Source organism: Enterobacter sp. fkY84-1, from assembly GCF_052974705.1.
Genome location: NZ_CP169393.1, coordinates 417,493 through 435,916, shown reverse-complemented (window position 1 = coordinate 435,916; position 18,424 = coordinate 417,493). Strand labels below are relative to the sequence as shown.

At 57.0% G+C, this 18,424-nt stretch carries 16 protein-coding genes; 2 read left to right on the top strand and 14 right to left on the bottom strand.

The genetic code is table 11. The features are described 5' to 3' along the window. Window positions 1-80: 80 nt before the first annotated feature. Complete coding sequence (locus tag ACEPLT_RS02025) at window positions 81-1,355, top strand: MFS transporter (RefSeq protein ID WP_008502910.1); 1,275 nt, start codon at window positions 81-83, stop codon at window positions 1,353-1,355. 91 nt (window positions 1,356-1,446) lie between these two features. Here ACEPLT_RS02025 and rlmB read toward each other — a convergent pair whose 3' ends face one another. The 14 genes from rlmB to nnr all read right to left on the bottom strand — a co-directional run bounded on the left by rlmB (window position 1,447) and on the right by nnr (window position 17,221). Beyond that, window positions 1,447-2,178: a 23S rRNA (guanosine(2251)-2'-O)-methyltransferase RlmB gene (gene rlmB, locus ACEPLT_RS02020; protein ID WP_008502911.1), complete on the bottom strand. Its 732-nt coding sequence runs from the start codon at window positions 2,176-2,178 to the stop codon at window positions 1,447-1,449. A gap of 66 nt (window positions 2,179-2,244) precedes the next feature. Then, entirely contained in the window at window positions 2,245-4,686 is a 2,442-nt protein-coding gene (rnr, locus tag ACEPLT_RS02015) for a ribonuclease R (RefSeq protein WP_023293452.1), read from the bottom strand. Window positions 4,687-4,724: 38 nt separating this feature from the next. Beyond that, window positions 4,725-5,150, bottom strand: a complete 426-nt coding sequence (nsrR, locus tag ACEPLT_RS02010; protein WP_063418739.1) for a nitric oxide-sensing transcriptional repressor NsrR — start codon at window positions 5,148-5,150, stop codon at window positions 4,725-4,727. 192 nt (window positions 5,151-5,342) lie between these two features. Further along, window positions 5,343-6,641, bottom strand: coding sequence for an adenylosuccinate synthase (locus tag ACEPLT_RS02005; RefSeq protein WP_006178975.1), 1,299 nt, complete (start codon window positions 6,639-6,641; stop codon window positions 5,343-5,345). Window positions 6,642-6,745: 104 nt separating this feature from the next. Further along, window positions 6,746-6,943, bottom strand: coding sequence for a DUF2065 domain-containing protein (locus ACEPLT_RS02000; RefSeq protein ID WP_003855996.1), 198 nt, complete (start codon window positions 6,941-6,943; stop codon window positions 6,746-6,748). A 71-nt stretch (window positions 6,944-7,014) separates the two neighbouring features. Then, window positions 7,015-8,019 (bottom strand): protease modulator HflC, encoded by a 1,005-nt coding sequence (gene hflC, locus ACEPLT_RS01995; RefSeq protein WP_008502916.1) that lies wholly within the window; start codon window positions 8,017-8,019, stop codon window positions 7,015-7,017. A 2-nt stretch (window positions 8,020-8,021) separates the two neighbouring features. Beyond that, window positions 8,022-9,281 carry an FtsH protease activity modulator HflK gene (gene hflK, locus ACEPLT_RS01990; RefSeq protein ID WP_032675814.1) on the bottom strand — a complete coding sequence of 420 codons (1,260 nt, stop codon included), beginning with the start codon at window positions 9,279-9,281 and terminating at the stop codon, window positions 8,022-8,024. 56 nt (window positions 9,282-9,337) lie between these two features. Next, window positions 9,338-10,618 carry a ribosome rescue GTPase HflX gene (hflX, locus tag ACEPLT_RS01985; protein ID WP_032675813.1) on the bottom strand — a complete coding sequence of 427 codons (1,281 nt, stop codon included), beginning with the start codon at window positions 10,616-10,618 and terminating at the stop codon, window positions 9,338-9,340. Between the two features lie 74 nt (window positions 10,619-10,692). Continuing rightward, complete coding sequence (gene hfq, locus ACEPLT_RS01980) at window positions 10,693-11,004, bottom strand: RNA chaperone Hfq (RefSeq protein WP_008502919.1); 312 nt, start codon at window positions 11,002-11,004, stop codon at window positions 10,693-10,695. 85 nt (window positions 11,005-11,089) lie between these two features. After that, window positions 11,090-12,040: a tRNA (adenosine(37)-N6)-dimethylallyltransferase MiaA gene (gene miaA / locus ACEPLT_RS01975; protein ID WP_023293455.1), complete on the bottom strand. Its 951-nt coding sequence runs from the start codon at window positions 12,038-12,040 to the stop codon at window positions 11,090-11,092. Then, window positions 12,033-13,877 (bottom strand): DNA mismatch repair endonuclease MutL, encoded by a 1,845-nt coding sequence (gene mutL / locus ACEPLT_RS01970; RefSeq protein WP_232928611.1) that lies wholly within the window; start codon window positions 13,875-13,877, stop codon window positions 12,033-12,035. Before mutL ends, miaA begins: the two co-directional genes overlap by 8 nt. A 9-nt stretch (window positions 13,878-13,886) precedes the next feature. After that, the gene (gene amiB, locus ACEPLT_RS01965; protein ID WP_021240715.1) at window positions 13,887-15,227 is read right to left on the bottom strand and encodes an N-acetylmuramoyl-L-alanine amidase AmiB; all 1,341 of its coding nucleotides are present in this window, start codon (window positions 15,225-15,227) and stop codon (window positions 13,887-13,889) included. Between the two features lie 16 nt (window positions 15,228-15,243). Continuing rightward, window positions 15,244-15,705 (bottom strand): tRNA (adenosine(37)-N6)-threonylcarbamoyltransferase complex ATPase subunit type 1 TsaE, encoded by a 462-nt coding sequence (tsaE, locus tag ACEPLT_RS01960; RefSeq protein WP_008502923.1) that lies wholly within the window; start codon window positions 15,703-15,705, stop codon window positions 15,244-15,246. Continuing rightward, a complete protein-coding gene (gene nnr / locus ACEPLT_RS01955) occupies window positions 15,698-17,221 on the bottom strand; it encodes a bifunctional ADP-dependent NAD(P)H-hydrate dehydratase/NAD(P)H-hydrate epimerase (protein WP_232928613.1) in 1,524 nt (507 codons plus the stop codon). Before nnr ends, tsaE begins: the two co-directional genes overlap by 8 nt. Between nnr and queG the strand changes: the two genes are divergently transcribed. Beyond that, window positions 17,220-18,359 carry a tRNA epoxyqueuosine(34) reductase QueG gene (gene queG / locus ACEPLT_RS01950; protein ID WP_232928615.1) on the top strand — a complete coding sequence of 380 codons (1,140 nt, stop codon included), beginning with the start codon at window positions 17,220-17,222 and terminating at the stop codon, window positions 18,357-18,359. The two genes, nnr and queG, sit on opposite strands and share 2 nt — an antisense overlap. Window positions 18,360-18,424 lie beyond the last annotated feature (65 nt).

Here is an 18,424-nt window from a genome sequence, read left to right as displayed (position 1 = left end):
ACAGAACATAAGAATAAACTATTTCATGACTTCGCTTTTGTTGAATAATTTATTCTCTCCCCCTTTCAGTGAGGAAAGTTATGCAACCGGATGCGCACAAGCGAGCATTAATTGCCGGCTCCATTGGTAACTTTATCGAGTGGTATGAGTTTGCGGTCTACGGTTTTCTGGCGACCGTCATTGCGAAGAACTTCTTTCAGCTTGAAGGGGAAGCGGGGCTTACCAGCCTGATCCTCACCTACGCCTCATTTGCCATCGCCTTCTTCTTCCGTCCGCTGGGCGCGGTGGTGTTTGGCCGCATCGGTGACCGAATTGGCCGTAAGCCGACGCTTATTATTGTGCTGGTGCTGATGACGCTGGCCACCGCCGCCATCGGCATTGTGCCGGTCTACGCCAGCATCGGGATTGCCGCACCGCTGATCGTTACGCTGCTTCGGATCCTGCAGGGGCTGTTCGCGGGCGGCGAGTACGGCGGTGCAGTCTCGCTGATGACGGAGTTCGCCCCGCGAGGCAAGCGCGGGCTCTATGGTGCCTGGCAGTCCTTTACCGTGGCGCTGGGGCTGTTAGCGGGCGCCGGCATCGTGGCGCTGCTCTCCGCACTCCTCACGCCTGAAGCCCTGCACGACTGGGGCTGGCGCATTCCTTTCTTCCTGGCGCTGCCCATGGGCGCTGTTGCGCTGTGGCTTCGCGTCAGCATGGAGGAGACACCCAGCTTTGTGCAGCAGCAGGACAAACCGGCCGTCGCTCAGGCGGACATTGCCGCCACGCTCCGGGCCATCGTGATGGGGATTGGCCGCGTGATGGTCTGGTCTGCGGCGGGGTACACCTACCTGGTCATTATGCCGACCTATCTGCAGTCGGCGCTGCACACCGGGTTTAATCAGGCGCTGTTGATCGCAGTGATTTCGAACGTTGGGTTTGCGCTGACGATCATTCCGTCGGGGATCCTGAGCGATCGGATCGGGCGTCGCACGGTGATGATTATCGCCACCGCGCTGCTGCTGATCCTCGCCCTGCCGCTGCTGAAACTTCTGCAGGCGGAGTCCAGCACGCTGGCGGTGAAAGCGATAGTAGTATTGATTGCGGGCGGTCTGGTGGGCATGCTGGCGGGGCCGGGCCCGGCGATGCTCTCTGAGATGTTCCCGACCCGCGTGCGCTATACGGGGCTGGGGCTGGCCTATTCGTTATCGAACGCGATTTTCTCGGGATGCGCAGGGTTAATCATAACCGGGCTGATTAAGCAGACGGGCAATCTGGATATTCCGGCGTACTACGTGATGGCGACGGCAGTAATGAGTATTTTCGCGCTGATGACGCTGAGGAAGGATGACCATCTGCGGTCACTGGAGGAATGAGGTTAATGCCCGGTGGCGCTACGCTTACCGGGCCTACGGTACCGTGCCTTTGTAGGCCGGGTAAGGCGAAGCCGCCACCCGGCATAACAGGCTACCCGCGCTGACGCACCGCTTCAAACAGGCAGATGCCCGTCGCAACAGACACGTTCAGGGAGGACACGCTGCCCGCCATCGGGATGCTGATCAGCTCGTCGCAGTGCTCGCGCGTCAGGCGACGCATACCTTCACCTTCCGCCCCCATCACCAGCGCCAGACGGCCGGTCATTTTGCTCTGATACAGGGTATGATCCGCTTCACCGGCAGTACCGACGATCCAGATGTTCTCTTCCTGCAGCATACGCATGGTGCGCGCCAGGTTGGTCACGCGGATCAGCGGAACGTTTTCCGCCGCGCCGCAGGCCACTTTCTTCGCCGTCGCGTTCAGCTGCGCGGAGCGATCTTTCGGCACGATCACCGCATGCACGCCCGCCGCATCCGCACTACGCAGACACGCGCCGAGGTTGTGCGGATCGGTAACGCCATCGAGGATCAGGAAGAACGGATTCTCGAGCTCAGCGATCAGATCCGGCAGATCGTTTTCCTGATACTGACGGCCCGGCTTCACGCGGGCAATGATCCCCTGGTGAACCGCGCCTTCACTTTTCTCATCCAGGAACTGGCGGTTAGCCAGCTGGATCACCACGCCCTGCGCTTCCAGGGCGTGGATCAGCGGCATCAGACGTTTGTCTTCACGCCCTTTCAGAATAAACACTTCCTGAAAACGCTCCGGTGCGCGCTCGAGAAGGGCCTGCACCGCGTGGATGCCGTAAATCATTTCACTCATTGATGGTTCTCGTAATAAGTATTTCCCCTCTCCCGCTTGGGGAGAGGGTCAGGGTGAGGGGAGAATTTACTCCGCCTGCTTTTTCTTAGCCGCGCGCTTCGCTTTGGTGGCGGCCGCTATTTTCTGTGTCTTCGCGGAAGGTTTCTTCGCGGCACGGGCTTCTTTCTTTGCCGCCTTCGGCTTCTGCTTCTTCTCGCCGCGGAAGGCGCTGTCCGGCTCGAAGTTCACCTTCTTACCGGCCTGACGGCGCTTGCCGCTCGTTTTGCCGTTTCCGCCTTTTTTCGCTCTTTCGCGCTCGGTTTTACCGACGTTACGCGGTGCGCGCTCGCTGGAGATCAGGCTGAAGTCGATTTTACGGTCGTCCATATTCACGGCCTCAACCTTCACTTCCACACGGTCGCCCAGACGATAGGTCTGGCCGCCAGATTCGCCGATCAGACGCTGACCGACCTGGTCGAAGCGGTAGTAGTCGTTATCCAGGCTGGAGACGTGCACCAGACCGTCGATAAACAGCTCATCCAGACGAACGAAGAAGCCAAAGCCGGTCACGCTGGCAATCACGCCTTTGAAGACGTTACCGACCTGGTCCAGCATAAAGTCACACTTCAGCCAGTCCGCCACGTCGCGGGTAGCTTCATCGGCACGGCGTTCGGTCATGGAGCAGTGCTGACCCAGCTGCAGCATCTCTTCCATCGAATAGTGGTAGCCACCGGTTTCGGTGGTGTTCCCTTTATGGCCCTGCTCCTGCGCCAGCAGATACTTGATCGCACGGTGCAGCGAAAGGTCAGGGTAACGACGGATCGGCGACGTAAAGTGGGCGTAAGACTGCAGCGCCAGGCCGAAGTGACCGCGGTTTTCCGGATCGTAAATCGCCTGCTTCATCGAGCGCAGCAGCATTGTCTGTAGCATTTCTGCATCAGGACGATCGCTAATGGATTCCAGCAGCTCGGCGTAATCGCGCGGCTCTGGCTTATTGCCGCCCGGCAGCTCCAGGCCCAGTTCAGCCAGCACGGAGCGGAACGCGGTGATGGCTTCCGTCGACGGTTTATCGTGAATACGGAACAGCGCAGGCTCTTTGGCTTTCTCAACGAAGCGTGCCGCCGAGATGTTCGCCAGGATCATACACTCTTCAATCAGCTTGTGCGCATCGTTACGCTGAGTCTGCTCGATGCGCTCAATGCGACGCTCGGCGTTGAAGATAAATTTCGCCTCTTCGCTCTCAAAGGAGATCCCGCCGCGCTCTTCGCGCGCCTGATCCAGCGTTTTGTAGAGGTTATGCAGCTCTTCGATGTGTTTGACCAGCGGCGCGTACTGTTCGCGAAGATCCTGGTCGCCCTGCAGCATATGCCAGACCTTGGTGTAGGTCAGACGCGCGTGCGAGCTCATCACCGCTTCGTAGAATTTATAGCCAGTTAAGCGCCCTTTGGTGGAGATGGTCATCTCGCAAACCATACAGAGGCGGTCAACCTGCGGGTTCAGGGAACACAGGCCGTTAGACAGCACTTCCGGCAGCATCGGTACAACCTGCGACGGGAAGTAGACCGAAGTACCGCGGCTGCGCGCTTCGTTATCCAGCGGAGTATGCGGACGAACGTAGTAGCTTACGTCTGCAATCGCTACCCACAGACGCCAGCCGCCGCCGCGTTTTTTCTCGCAGTAGACGGCGTCATCGAAGTCACGGGCGTCTTCACCATCGATCGTAACCAGCGGCAGGGAGCGGAGATCCACGCGGCCCACTTTGGATTCTTCCGGCACTTCTTCACGCAGGCTTTCGATCTGCTCTTCAACCGCTTTCGGCCAGATGTATGGAATTTCGTGGGTGCGCAGCGCCATATCAACGGCCATGCCGGTGCCCATATTATCGCCCAGCACTTCGACGATTTTACCTACCGCTTTGGTGCGACGGGTTGGGCGCTGGGTGAGTTCCACCACCACCACAAAGCCCATGCGGGCGCCCATCACCTCTTCAGGTGGGATCAGAATGTCGAAGCTCAGACGGCTGTCGTCCGGCACCACGAAGCCCACGCCCGCGTCGGTAAAGTAGCGGCCAACAATCTGGCTGGTTTTTGGCACCAGGACGCGCACGACGCGCGCTTCTCGGCGACCTTTACGGTCAGCGCCCAGCGGCTGCGCCAGAATTTGGTCACCGTGGATGCACATTTTCATCTGTTCAGATGAGAGATACAGATCGTCTTTACGGCCTTCCACGCGCAGGAAGCCGAAGCCATCGCGGTGACCAATGACGGTCCCTTTCAGCAGATCGAGGCGTTCTGGCAGCGCGTAGCACTGGCGGCGGGTAAAGACCAGCTGCCCGTCACGCTCCATCGCGCGCAGGCGGCGGCGAAGGGCTTCAATTTGCTCTTCACCTTCAATGTTTAATTCAACAGCAAGTTCTTCACGATTGGCGGGTTTTTCGCGTTTTGTTAAGTGTTCAATGATGAACTCGCGGCTGGGGATAGGATTCGCGTATTTTTCGGCTTCGCGTTCCTGGAAAGGATCGTGTGACATGTCGGTTCCTCCGTTGTCAGCTCCGGTGGAAATTTTCTTCATTCCACCAGCAATAATTTATAAAGCGGTTGATTCTCTTCAACCAAATCGGCCAGCGTGTAGTTATCCAGCTCCTTGAGAAAACTTTGCACGGCCTTAGAAAGCGCCTTTTTCAGGCGGCAAGCGGGCGTGATGTGGCAGAACTCGCTGCTGCAGTTCACCAGAGACAGCGGCTCCAGTTCACGTACCACATCGCCAACACGAATATTCTGTGCCGGTTTACCGAGACGGATCCCACCATTCTTCCCGCGGACGGCAGCAACGTATCCGGCACGACTAAGTTGATTGATTATTTTGACCATATGATTACGGGATACGCCGTAGACCTCTGTGACTTCAGAGATACTGGTCATTTTCCCATCGGGTAACGACGCCATGTAGATCAGGGCGCGTAAGCCGTAATCGGTGAAACTTGTTAACTGCACATCAACCTCAGGAAAAAGGGAAATCGCGGACAAACCGCAGAGATATTCATTAATGATGATAAACCAGCCAGATAGTTAGCGGCTAATTTATTTGACAGACGGGGCGAAAAAGCGGAGATCCAGGAGCGGTCGCCGGATGGCGCTACGCTTATCCGGCCTACGGGTCTCCCCGCAGGCCAGCAGTCACGAAGATTATGCGTCGAACGGGTCGCGCAGGATCATCGTTTCAGTACGATCCGGGCCGGTAGAAATAATATCGATCGGCACTTCGGTCAGTTCTTCAATACGCTTGATGTAATCCAGCGCCGCCTGCGGCAGGCCGCTACGCTCTTTCACACCGAAAGTGGTCTCAGACCAGCCCGGCATGGTTTCGTAGATTGGCTCAATGCCTTCCCAGTCGTCAGCAGCCAGCGGCGTGGTGGTCACTTCGCGGCCATCAGGCATACGGTAGCCTACGCAGATTTTCACTTCTTTCAGGCCGTCCAGCACGTCCAGCTTGGTCAGGCAGAAGCCAGACAGGGAGTTGATCTGCACTGCACGACGCACGGCAACCGCATCCAGCCAGCCGGTACGACGACGACGACCGGTGGTCGCGCCAAACTCGTTACCCTGCTTGCACAGGAACTCGCCGGTTTCATCAAACAGTTCGGTCGGGAATGGACCTGCACCCACGCGAGTGGAATACGCTTTGATGATGCCCAGAACGTAATCCACATAACGTGGACCCAGGCCAGAGCCGGTCGCCACGCCACCCGCGGTGGTGTTGGAAGAGGTTACGTACGGATAGGTACCGTGGTCGATGTCCAGCAGCGTACCCTGCGCACCTTCGAACATGACGAAATCGCCACGCTTGCGCGCCTGGTCCAGCAGATCGGACACATCCACAACCATACCGGTCAGAATGTCTGCAATCGCCATGACGTCATCCAGCACTTTCTGGTAGTCAACAGCGTCAGCTTTGTAGAAGTTCACCAGCTGGAAGTTGTGATATTCCATCACTTCTTTCAGTTTTTCAGCGAAGGTTGCTTTGTCGAAGAGGTCACCCACGCGCAGACCGCGGCGTGCAACTTTATCTTCGTAAGCCGGACCGATACCACGACCGGTGGTGCCGATCGCTTTCGCGCCGCGTGCTTTTTCACGCGCAACGTCCAGCGCCACGTGATAGTCCAGGATCAGCGGGCAGGCTTCGGAGAGCAGCAGACGCTCGCGAACCGGGATACCACGGTCTTCCAGACCTTTCATCTCTTTCATCAGCGCAGCTGGAGACAGCACAACGCCGTTACCGATGATGCTGGTGACGTTTTCGCGAAGAATGCCTGATGGAATAAGATGGAGGACGGTTTTTTCACCGTTGATTACGAGAGTATGGCCTGCGTTGTGACCGCCCTGGTAGCGCACAACATATTTAGCCCGTTCAGTCAGAAGATCAACAATCTTCCCTTTACCTTCGTCACCCCATTGGGTGCCCAGTACGACGACGTTGTTACCCATTTTTTTCAAAATCACCGTTTGCTTAAAAATGGATTCTACCATCGCTTTTTCAGATATACAGCACTTTTTGACCTCAGAATATCCCAAATCCGACCACTTTTTGATCAGCCAATCGTTTTCCTCAACATGTAGTAGATCACGATGCCCGCAACCACAAGACCGCCGCCAAAACGACGTAAAATATTATCCGGCAGTTGGCTCATGGTGGCGATCATTCGACGCCAGGCGCGTGGATAGAGCATCGGTCCCAGACCTTCCAGCACCAGGACCAGGGCCAGCGCGAGCCAGATCGTTGAATTCATTTTTGTTCCTTATAAAAGAAAACCACCGCTCCGTGGGGAGCGGTGGTTTGAATACTCAAACGAGCCTGAGTTTATCGCGTTGCGTTAGTCGGCGTCTTCATATAACGGAAGAAATCGCTGTCCGGGCTGAGCACCATCACATCCTGGTTGCTCTGGAAGCTATTCTCGTAAGCACGCAGGCTACGGATAAAGGCATAGAAGTCAGGATCCTGACTGAAGGCATCGGCAAACAGCTTCGCCGCCTCGGCATCACCTTCACCACGCAGGATACGGCCCTGACGCTCAGATTCCGCCAGCGTTTTGGCCACTTCGTAGTCCGCAGCAGCACGCAGCTTCTCCGCCTCTTCCTGGCCCTGTGAACGGTGACGACGGGCGACCGCTTCACGCTCAGCGCGCATACGGTTGTAAATCGCCTCGGACACTTCCACCGGCAGGTTGATCTGCTTGATACGCACGTCCACCACTTCGATACCCAGCGCAGCCATACTGTTCGGGTTGATCACCGGCACTTTACCGTTGGTTTCAGCCTGAACGCGTTCAGCCGCTTTGGCAATCGCATCATCTGCTGCTGGCGTTGAAACTTCATCTTCCGTGCCCGCTGTGCCGGAGTTCAGCGCATCGCGAACTTCCAGGGTCAGACGGCCACGGGAATCGGTCACGATGTCTTTCACATCCAGACGACCAATCTCAGAACGCAGACGGTCAGAGAACTTACGTTTCAGCAGCACTTCTGCCTGAGAAACGTCACCGCCGCCCGTTGCCAGGAAGTAACGGCTGAAATCGCTGATGCGCCATTTGATATAGGAATCAACGATCAGGTCTTTCTTCTCTTTAGTCACGAAACGGTCGGCCTGGTTATCCATGGTCTGGATACGCGCATCAAGCGTTTTCACTGACTGAATGAACGGCACCTTGAAGTGCAGACCCGGCTCGTAGATCACCGGGCGTTTGTCGCCATCACGCACGACGCTGCTGAACTGGAACTTGATCCCACGCTCGCCCTCTTTCACCACAAAGATCGAGGTATAAAGCACGACCAGTACGATGACGATGATCGCAATAACTGACTTACGCATCCTTATTCCCCCTGACGCTGGTAGTCGTTACGCTGCGCGTTAGCACGGCGTTGGTCCATAATGTCACCATCGCTCGAAGAAGACGTGGTTGTTGCGCTTGTGCTACCGGATGACGCAGGTGGCAGACGCAGCAGGTTGTTCGCACCGCTGTTGTCTTTTGCTGCCGATGCAGAACTGCCTTTCAGCATCTGATCCAGCGGCAGCACCATCAGGTTTCCGCCTTTACTGTCGTTAACCAACACTTTGCGGGTGTGGCTCAGCACTTTTTCCATGGTCTCAATATAGAGACGCTCACGGGTAATTTCCGGCGCCGCTTTATATTCCGGCAGGATCTTCGCGAAGCGAGCGACCTCACCCTGTGCTTCCAGGATGGTCTGCGTCTTATACGCACGCGCTTCTTCCAGAATACGCTGCGCCTGACCGTTAGCACGTGGCTGAACTTCGTTGGTGTAGGCTTCTGCTTCACGGATGTACTGCTGTTCGTTTTCACGTGCAGCAATCGCATCGTCAAAGGCCGCTTTCACCTCTTCCGGCGGACGAGCGGCCTGGAAGTTGACGTCCAGCAGGGTAATCCCCATGTTGTATGGACGAATGGTCTCTTCCAGCTCACGCTGGGTATCGCTACGGATAACGGTACGACCTTCGGTCAGGATACGGTCCATGGTGTATTTACCGATCACCCCGCGCAGGGCGCTGTCGGTCGCCTGACGCAGGCTGTCATCAGCGCTGGTCACGCTAAACAGATAACGCTCAGGATCGGTCACGCGGTACTGCACGTTCATCTCAACGCGCACCACGTTTTCATCAGACGTCAGCATCACACCAGACGCCGCCAGTTCACGGACCGATTCCACGTTGACCGCGGTCACGTCGTCAATGAAGGTCGGTTTCCAGTTCAGGCCCGGCTCAACCAGATGGCTGAACTTGCCAAAACGCGTAACGACACCGCGTTCCGCTTCTTTAATGGTGTAGAACCCGGTAGCAGCCCAGATGATTACCACTGCAGCGGCAACAATACCGACTACGCGGCCACCCATTTGCGGGCGCGGCCCCTGGGTGGAATTTCCACCTGAGCCAGAACCTTTACCTCCGCCAAGACCACCAAGCTTCTTGCTCAGCTTGCGGAAGATATCATCCAGATCCGGCGGCCCCTGCTCGCGACCACCTTTGTTGCCATTTCCCCCAGAGTTGCCGCCTTGATTATTGCTGCTTCCCCACGGGTCGCGGTCCTGTCCGTTATTACCGGGCTGATTCCACGCCATGTATATGCTCCATATTTGTTATGCAAGGGCGAATTATTCAGGCATCCCCTTTCTGATCAGACGATATAGTCGACCAGCGCAGGTTCTTGTTTACAGAGGCGACGCCAGTCAACGATCGGCATACGCACCTGCATCCCCACGCTGCCGTCATCCTCCATCCACTCTTTTTCTATCGCCTGAAGCTGATAAAACCGGCTGCGCAGCCTGCCTTCCTGTGGCGGCAGTCGCAGCGTGTGCTGAGCTACCTCACCGGAAAGACGTTCTGTCAAAGCCTGGAAAAGCAGTGGCACACCAAGACCGGTCTGGGCAGAAAGCCAGACCCGAATCGGTTTGTTCTCTTCATCTCTGTCGATACGCGGTTCGAAATCGTCCAGCATATCGATCTTGTTCATCACCAACAGCGTTGGGATTTCGTGGGCGTCGATCTCTTCGAGCACCACGTTCACCGCGTCGATGTTCTCCTGCACGCGCACGTCTGCCGCATCAATCACGTGCAGCAGCAGGGTCGCCTGTCGCGTCTCCTGCAAGGTGGCCTTGAACGCCGCCACCAGGTCATGCGGCAGGTGACGGATAAACCCTACGGTATCCGCCAGCACCGTTTCACCGACGTCTGCAACCTCAATACGGCGCAGCGTCGGGTCCAGGGTCGCAAACAGCTGGTCTGCGGCATAAACCTGGGCCTCGGTTATCTGGTTAAACAGGGTGGATTTACCGGCGTTGGTATACCCCACCAGCGACACCGTCGGGATGTCGGCTTTGGTGCGTGCCCGACGCCCCTGCTCACGCTGTTTCTCAACCCTTTCCAGACGTGAGAGGATCTGGGTAATTCGGCCACGCAGCAAACGACGGTCGGTTTCGAGCTGGGTTTCACCCGGGCCGCGCAAACCAATCCCGCCTTTTTGTCTTTCAAGGTGGGTCCAGCCACGCACCAGACGCGTTGCCAGATGACGCAGCTGCGCCAGCTCAACCTGCAGTTTCCCTTCGTGGGTACGTGCACGCTGAGCAAAAATGTCTAAAATCAATCCCGTGCGATCGATAACACGGCATTCGCAGAGAGCTTCCAGGTTGCGCTCCTGAGCTGGAGACAGCGCATGATCAAACAACACGACTGACGCGCCGGTTGCTTTTACGGCATCCGCAATTTCGACTGCTTTACCTTCACCAACAAAATACTTTGGGTGCGGCGCTTTACGGCTACCGGTAATCACCTGCATTGCTTCGACACCGGCGGAAGAGACCAGAGATTCAAACTCCTGGAGGTCTTCCATATCTTTGTCTTGCGAAAAATAGATGTGTACCAGCACCGCCTGCTCACCGGCATCATAACGGTCAAACAAGCGTAAACCTCTCTAAAAAGATCAGCGGGGAACGCAGGATCCCTGGCTCCCCGTGTGGATAACAGTGCGAAACCTTATTCGGTCTCGTCGCTGTCCTGCGCTGGCGTTGAAGAACCCTGCGCGTTGCTGCCATGATGGTAGTTACTACCTGTGCCGCCGCCAGCGTTATTGCTGTGATGAGATACCGGACGGGACGGAACAACAGTAGAAATAGCGTGCTTATAGACCATCTGACTGACCGTGTTTTTCAACAGAATCACGAACTGATCGAAAGACTCAATCTGACCTTGCAGCTTAATACCATTCACCAAATAAATAGAAACTGGAACACGTTCCCGACGCAATGCGTTCAGGAACGGATCTTGTAAAGATTGCCCCTTAGCCATTCTATCTTTTCCTTATATGCTTGTTTTGTACTTAGAACCTTGCGATTCTGAAAAATTGCGCACGATACGCCTCAATTGTACACATTCAGTGAGCGATATCACCAACAACCTCAATCACGTCGCTTAACGCCTGTTGTGGTTTTTCACTGTCTAACCAGTGAACCCCTTCCCAACCGCGCAACCAGGTGATCTGGCGCTTCGCTAACTGTCTCGTGGCGCAAACACCTCGATAAACCATTTCATCGTATGAAATCTCACCTTCAAGGTACGACCACATCTGGCGGTATCCCACACAACGAATGGAAGGCATGTCCGTATGCAAATCTCCACGGGCAAATAGCGCCCGCACTTCTGCTTCAAAATCTGAAGCTAACATCTGATGAAAACGCTGCTCAATTCGCTGATGGAGCAGTTCACGGCTCGCCGGGGCGATGGCGAACTGATGCACCTGATACGGCAGAGCGTCTCCTGACGTTTGCGTCAGTTCCGTTAAAGTTTTACCCGAAATGAAAAAAACTTCCAGTGCCCGGGAAAGCCTTTGCGGATCATTTGGATGGATCCGCGCTGCGGCAACCGGGTCAATCTCCGCCAGTTGCTGATGCAAAACGTCCCACCCCTGCTCTGCCGCCTGCTGCTCAATTTTCGCTCTTACTTCCGGGTCCGCGGATGGCAGAGGTGATAACCCCTCCAGCAGCGCCTTGAAGTAGAGCATGGTTCCGCCAACCAACAGCGGTATACGCCCCGCCGCCGTTATCTGGGCCATCTCGGCTAAGGCATCCCGGCGAAAATCCGCTGCGGAGTAAGCCTGAGCCGGGTCGAGGATATCCAGCAAACGGTGCGGTGCCGCGCGCAGTTCTTCTGCGTCAGGCTTCGCCGTGCCGATGTCCATCCCTCGGTAGATGAGGGCGGAGTCGACGCTAATCAACTCTACAGGCAAAACTTTACGCAACTCAATGGCGAGCGCCGTTTTGCCGGAGGCCGTTGGGCCCATTAAAAAAATTGCCTTAGGCAGGCTCGCCTTACTTACGTCAATCATGTTTCAGGGCGTTCATCGCCGTTTTTAAATCAACAGGTTGTAATAACCCACCCGGCGGCGCTTTCACCAGATGCGGACAGAGGCGTTCCACCTCCGCCAGCACGCTGATGGCCTGTGCCATGCTCCACGGCGCGTGTTCGCTGGCCAGATGGCGGGCGATCCACTGCGCGGTGTTAGCGGCATCAAACGATGTTTGCTGCGCCAGGTAGCCTATCAGTTCAGGAATCAAGTTTTGTAAATTTTGTTGGCGTAAGGGTAAAGGCACTGCACGAATTGTCACATGTTGTGGTTCGAGCACAATTTCAATACCCATTTGCGCCAGCTGTGCTTCGGCACGCTGCAATATCCTTGTTTCATCAGGGGATATTTTCAGGCGAACCGGAATTAACAGCGGCTGCGCACAGGCGGCATTTTCGCCCGGCGTGAGCTGCACCTGTTTAAGCCAGCGTTCGGCAACCGGCAGTGCCAGAAGCATCAATTTGCCGTCACGTTCCAGCAGTGCCATATCCGGCGCGATAATCGTCAGCACCCGGCCAAAACTCTGGCTATGGCCGTCCAGAGAAGGCTGAGGTGCCGGAATGGGTTCTTTACGCTCTACGGCTGGCGTCTCCAGCAGTTTGCGGTACAACGCGCCCTGCTGCTTTTGATAGCCAGGCTGGGCATTCGGGTAGTTGGCGCCCGTTGGACGCGGCGCGGCCCCTGCGGAGGAAAAGCGCGGCGCTTCCGGTTCACGCGTAACGGCGGGCTCCGCAAAATGGTTGCGGCCCGCAGCGACACGGTTTTCAGGAATTGGGCGTGGCGCAGGTTCTGCGTGTTCCAGCGGCAACGGCGTTTCACCCTGCTGCTGCAGCACGCTCAGCACGCCCTGATAGATAAAATCATGCACCAGTCGCGACTGGTGGAACCGCACTTCATGCTTGGCAGGATGGACGTTCACATCCACCTGATGCGGGTCGATTTCCAGATAAAGCACGAAAGCAGGCTGCTGATCGGCCCCGAGCTTGTCTTCGCAGGCCTGGCGAATGGCGTGATTGATGAGACGGTCGCGCATCATGCGGCCGTTGACGTAGCAATACTGGATCTCCGCAAACGCAGCGCTGCTCGCGTTCGGATCGGCTACCCAGCCGCGCAGCGCCAGATCGCCGTGCTGCCACTCAATGGCCAGCGCCTGTTCCAGAAACGGGGTCCCGCAAATGGCGCCCAGCCGACGCTCTTTCTGCCCACCTTCCGCCACCGCGCGATACTGGCGCATCACCTTGCCGTTGTGGCTGAGGTTGATGGTGACATCGAAACGCGCCAGCGCGATGCGGCGGATGATCTCGTCGATGTGTCCGAATTCGGTCTTCTCGGTACGCATGAACTTGCGTCGGGCGGGGGTGTTGTAGAAGAGATCTAATACTTCAAGCGTCGTGCCGACAGGGTGCGCCGCGGGTTTGACCGTCACATCCATGTCGCGCCCTTCGGCGTAAGCCTGCCAGGCTTCCTGCTGTTCGGCGGTACGGGAGGTCAGCGTTAAGCGCGAAACCGAGCTGATACTGGCCAGCGCTTCACCGCGAAAGCCGAGGCTAATAATCGCTTCCAGGTCATCCAGAGAAGCAATTTTACTGGTGGCGTGACGGGCCAGCGCCAGCGCCAGCTCCTCTTTTTTAATGCCGCAGCCGTTGTCGCGAATGCGGATAAGCTTCGCGCCGCCGCGCTCGATATCAATATCGATGCGGGTCGCGCCCGCATCGAGGCTGTTTTCCACCAGCTCCTTCACGACCGACGCGGGACGTTCCACCACCTCACCGGCGGCGATTTGGTTCGCAAGCTGCGGCGGCAGAACCTGAATCGGCATGAATTCTCCTTAGTTGGTCGCGGTCATCTCACCCGGTAGCGCTGCGCTGGCCGTCTGGGCAGCGCCGCTCTGTGGCGCAGACTGCAGCGGATGGGCATCAAAGTATTTACGCAGACCGTTATAAATCGCTTCGGCAATTTGCTGCTGATAGCTGTCGCTTCCCAGCAGACGCTCTTCACCGTTGTTACTGATAAAGCCCGTCTCTACAAGGATGGATGGGATATCTGGCGAGCGCAGAACGCCGAGGCTGGCATGTTCAGGACGACGCTTATGCAGCACACCAATGCTTTGCAGCTGGTTCAATACGTTAGTGGCCACATCATACCCGACGCGCTGAGAATGACCGAATTGTAAATCCAGCACCGCCTGGCTCAGGTACGGGTCTGACTGGCTGTTTGCCAGCACATCGCCCGCGCCGCCTAGCAGTTCAGACTGCTTCTCATGCTCTTCCAGCCAGTTGGCCATTTCGCTGTTGGCGCGACGGTTCGAGAGTACCCATACCGAGGCACCGGTCGCGTTACGGTTAGGCGCAGCATCTGCGTGGATGGAAACCAGGAAATTCGCATTCTGCTTGCGCGCGACGTCCGAACGCCCCATTACCGAAATGAAGTAATCCCCGTCGCGGGTCAACACGCCTTTGAACGTAGGATCGTCGTTGAGCAGTGCACGCAGCTTACGGGCAATGGCGATGGTGACATTTTTCTCTTGCGTCCCACCCGGGCCAATCGCACCCGGGTCCTGTCCACCGTGACCTGCATCAATGGCGATAATCACTTTGTCACCGCTGGTCGCAGCACGGCGCGTACTCACCGCCGGACGGGTCACCGTATTGCTGCTGGTTGCCGCAGTGATGCGATCGTTCTGCGATTTAAACGGATTACGCGCAGGTTCAGCAGGACGCGGCGTATACACCGGTTCTTCCACGCGTTTGGCAACGACAGGCGGCGGTGGAGGCGGTGGCGGGACATCGGCATTGATGGTAAAGACCACCGTATAGTTCGCCCCGTTTTGCTGCTTCACCGCCTTCGTTTTGCCCTTTTCGGTCAGATCGACCACCAGGCGTAACGACTGGCTATCCTGCGGCGTACCCGAACGGATACTTTTCACCAGGTTGTTGCCGCTGAACTGCAGCGGTAATCCCTGGATCACGCCTGTCTGTTTGATATCCAGCGCCACGCTGTGGCTGTCTGGCTGTGAAAACGCATACTCAGGATCGCCCATAAAGCTGAACGTGATCCGGGCCTGGCTTTCGCCGTTCGAGACCTGAATATCTGAAAGATTTGCCGCCCCGGCCTGCGCGCACAGCAGCACGGTGGCAGCCAACAACCAACCTTTAACGCGATTTATCATCCCGTCATCCCTACGCTTAACCGGCCAGACGCGCCAGTAAGGAACTGCCTGATGAGGAAACAGCACTGATGCGTGCCTCACGCCCTTGAGCCTGGTAATCTAAGTGAATTTCGACATCCGGGTCAGGCAGCACACCCGCACCTTGTTGCGGCCACTCCACCAGGCAAATGGCGTCGTTGGCAAAATAATCACGGATCCCCATAAATTCCAGCTCCTCAGGATCCGCAAGGCGGTATAAATCGAAGTGGTACACCATGAGATTTTCAAGGGTGTACGGTTCTACCAGCGTGTAGGTTGGGCTTTTCACATTCCCGTTATGCCCTAACGCCTGCAAAAAACCCCGGCTGAAGGTGGTTTTACCCGCCCCTAAATCACCATACAGATAAATGACGGTTGCCCCCTGACAGGCCTGCGCCACGCGCTTGCCGAGATCTAAAGTGGCTTGTTCATCAGGTAAAGGAATCGCTCGATTAGTCATTTTCTACGTCAATCACATCCGGGTTAACTACACGCCGCAGCGTGCAAAAGAGATCGGTGGCCAGCATACCGCGCGTACCGTAACGCGCAGCCAGTTTATCTGCCGCAACGCCGTGGGCCACGCAGCCCGCACAGGCTGCATCATAAAGGGGAAGTTTCTGTCCAAGCAATGCGCCGATGATGCCGGAAAGCACATCGCCCATGCCGCCGCTCGCCATGCCCGCATTTCCGGCATCAATAATGCCCAGCGTCTCGTCACAGGCGACAACGGTTCCTGCCCCTTTTAAAACAGCAACACCTCCGTAACGTTTTACCAGACGCTGAGCAGAAAGTAAGCGATCGCTTTCAATTTCTGCCACGCTGCAGTTAAGCAGCCGCGCGGCTTCGCCGGGGTGTGGCGTCAGAATGCGATTGTGACGCTTATCCGGGTTTATTGCCAGAAGGTTAAGCGCGTCGGCATCCCACAGCATCGGTTTGCGAAAATTCTCGACCTTTTGCAGGGCCTGTTTACCCCACGCCTGCTGTCCAAGCCCGGGACCGATCACCACCACATCCGCCCATTCGAGGCTTTCCTCCAGCGTCTGGAGCGTAAGCTCATGGACCATCAGCTCCGGTCGGGCGGTGATGATTGGCGCAATATTCTCAATGCGAGTGAGCACTCGCACTAATCCGGCACCGCTGCGCAAAGCCGCTTCACCGGTCATGCGAATCGCACCTGCCGTACCGTGGTCGCCGCCCACAATGACCAGCCTGCCGTGATCGCCCTTATGGGACGTCGGCCGGCGCGGCGGGAGCCATTCAGCAAGCTGCGATGCATCAAAACGCGCGATGCGCATGTCCTGCCCGGCGAGCCAGCTCTCCAGTCCCAGCGCACTGTGGTGCAGCACGCCGACGACATCCCGCGCTTTGCCGCTCAGTAACCCCGGCTTGAGGGCGATGAAGGTCACCGTATGTGCCGCTTGAATCACCGCCCCCGGCGTCGCGCCGGTTTGTGCCATCAGGCCAGAGGGAATATCCAAGGCGACTACCGGCGCGGAATGTCTGTTAGCGTGTTCAATAAGCGCGGCAACGTTTTCGCGCGGCGCGCTGCGCAGCCCGGTGCCCAGCAGCCCGTCAACAATCAGATCAACATCCTCTGGCCAGACGATATCAGGCGCATGAATCACACCGCCTGCGTTCAGCCATGCCTCCCGCGCCGCGCTGGCCTCTTCCGGCAGCGGTTTATCACTTTCGAGAGCCAGCAAGGTCACGCGGAGACCCGCAGCCACCGCGAGACGGGCAACGACGTAGCCATCACCGCCGTTGTTGCCGTGCCCGCACAGAATCAGCCAGTGGGCCGCCTGCGGGAAGGCGCTTCGGGCTACGTCAAACGCCGCCTCACCCGCGCGCAGCATCAGTTCATACAGGGTAATCCCGAGGCTGTCTGCGGCCTCTTTTTCGGCGCGCCGGAGGTCATCCGCATGCCAGATGGAATGTGGTATACTTGCGGGGTTTTTCTTCACCGTATGGTCCGTCATGTCACAGCCCCTCGATCTCAATGAATTAGCGCATAAAATAAAACAGTGGGGTGCTGAGCTTGGCTTCCAGAAGGTGGGCATTACCGATACCGACCTTTCCGCCAGCGAGCCGAAACTGCAGGCCTGGCTGGATAAACAATACCACGGCGAAATGGAGTGGATGGCGCGTCATGGCATGATGCGCGCCCGTCCACACGAGCTTTTGCCGGGCACATTACGCGTCATCAGCGTGCGCATGAATTATCTGCCCGCCAACGCGGCCTTTGCGCGCACGCTAAAAGACCCCTCGCTGGGTTACGTTAGCCGGTACGCCCTGGGACGTGATTACCATAAGCTTCTGCGTAACCGTTTAAAAAAACTCGGGGAAACTATTCAGCAGCACTGTGTTTCGCTGAATTTTAGACCCTTTGTCGATTCCGCGCCTATTCTTGAGCGTCCGATCGCCGAAAAAGCCGGGCTTGGCTGGACAGGTAAGCACTCACTTATCCTTAGCCGCGACGCCGGATCGTTCTTCTTTCTCGGTGAACTTCTGATCGATTTACCGCTGCCAGTAGACGGCCCGGTAGAGGAAGGCTGTGGCCGCTGCGTGGCCTGTATGACCATCTGCCCTACCGGCGCCATCGTTGAGCCCTACACCGTTGATGCGCGCCGCTGTATCTCCTACCTGACTATCGAACTGGAAGGAGCCATTCCAGAGGAATTCAGACCGCTTATCGGCAACCGCATCTACGGCTGCGATGATTGCCAGCTCATCTGCCCATGGAACCGCTATTCGCAGCTTACTGACGAAGAGGATTTCAGCCCGCGTAAGGCGCTCCATGCCCCGCCGCTCATTGAGCTGTTCGCCTGGTCCGAGGCCTGGTTCCTGAAAGTGACGGAGGGTTCGGCTATTCGCCGTATTGGCCATCTGCGCTGGCTGCGAAATGTCGCCGTCGCGCTGGGGAATGCCCCGTGGGATGAAGCCAATATTCGGGCGCTTGAAAGCCGTCGAGGTGAGCACCCACTTCTTGATGAACACATAGAATGGGCGATTGCGCAGCAGATAGAGAAGCGTAATGCCTGCGTGGTCGAGGTGCAGCTACCGAAGAAACAGCGTCTGGTGAGGGTGATTGAGAAAGGGCTTCCGCGGGATGCCTGAACTATTCACAGCCTGTGAATAAAATTACAAACTCAAGCGCCATCTGGGCTGGAGATGAGGTCAAG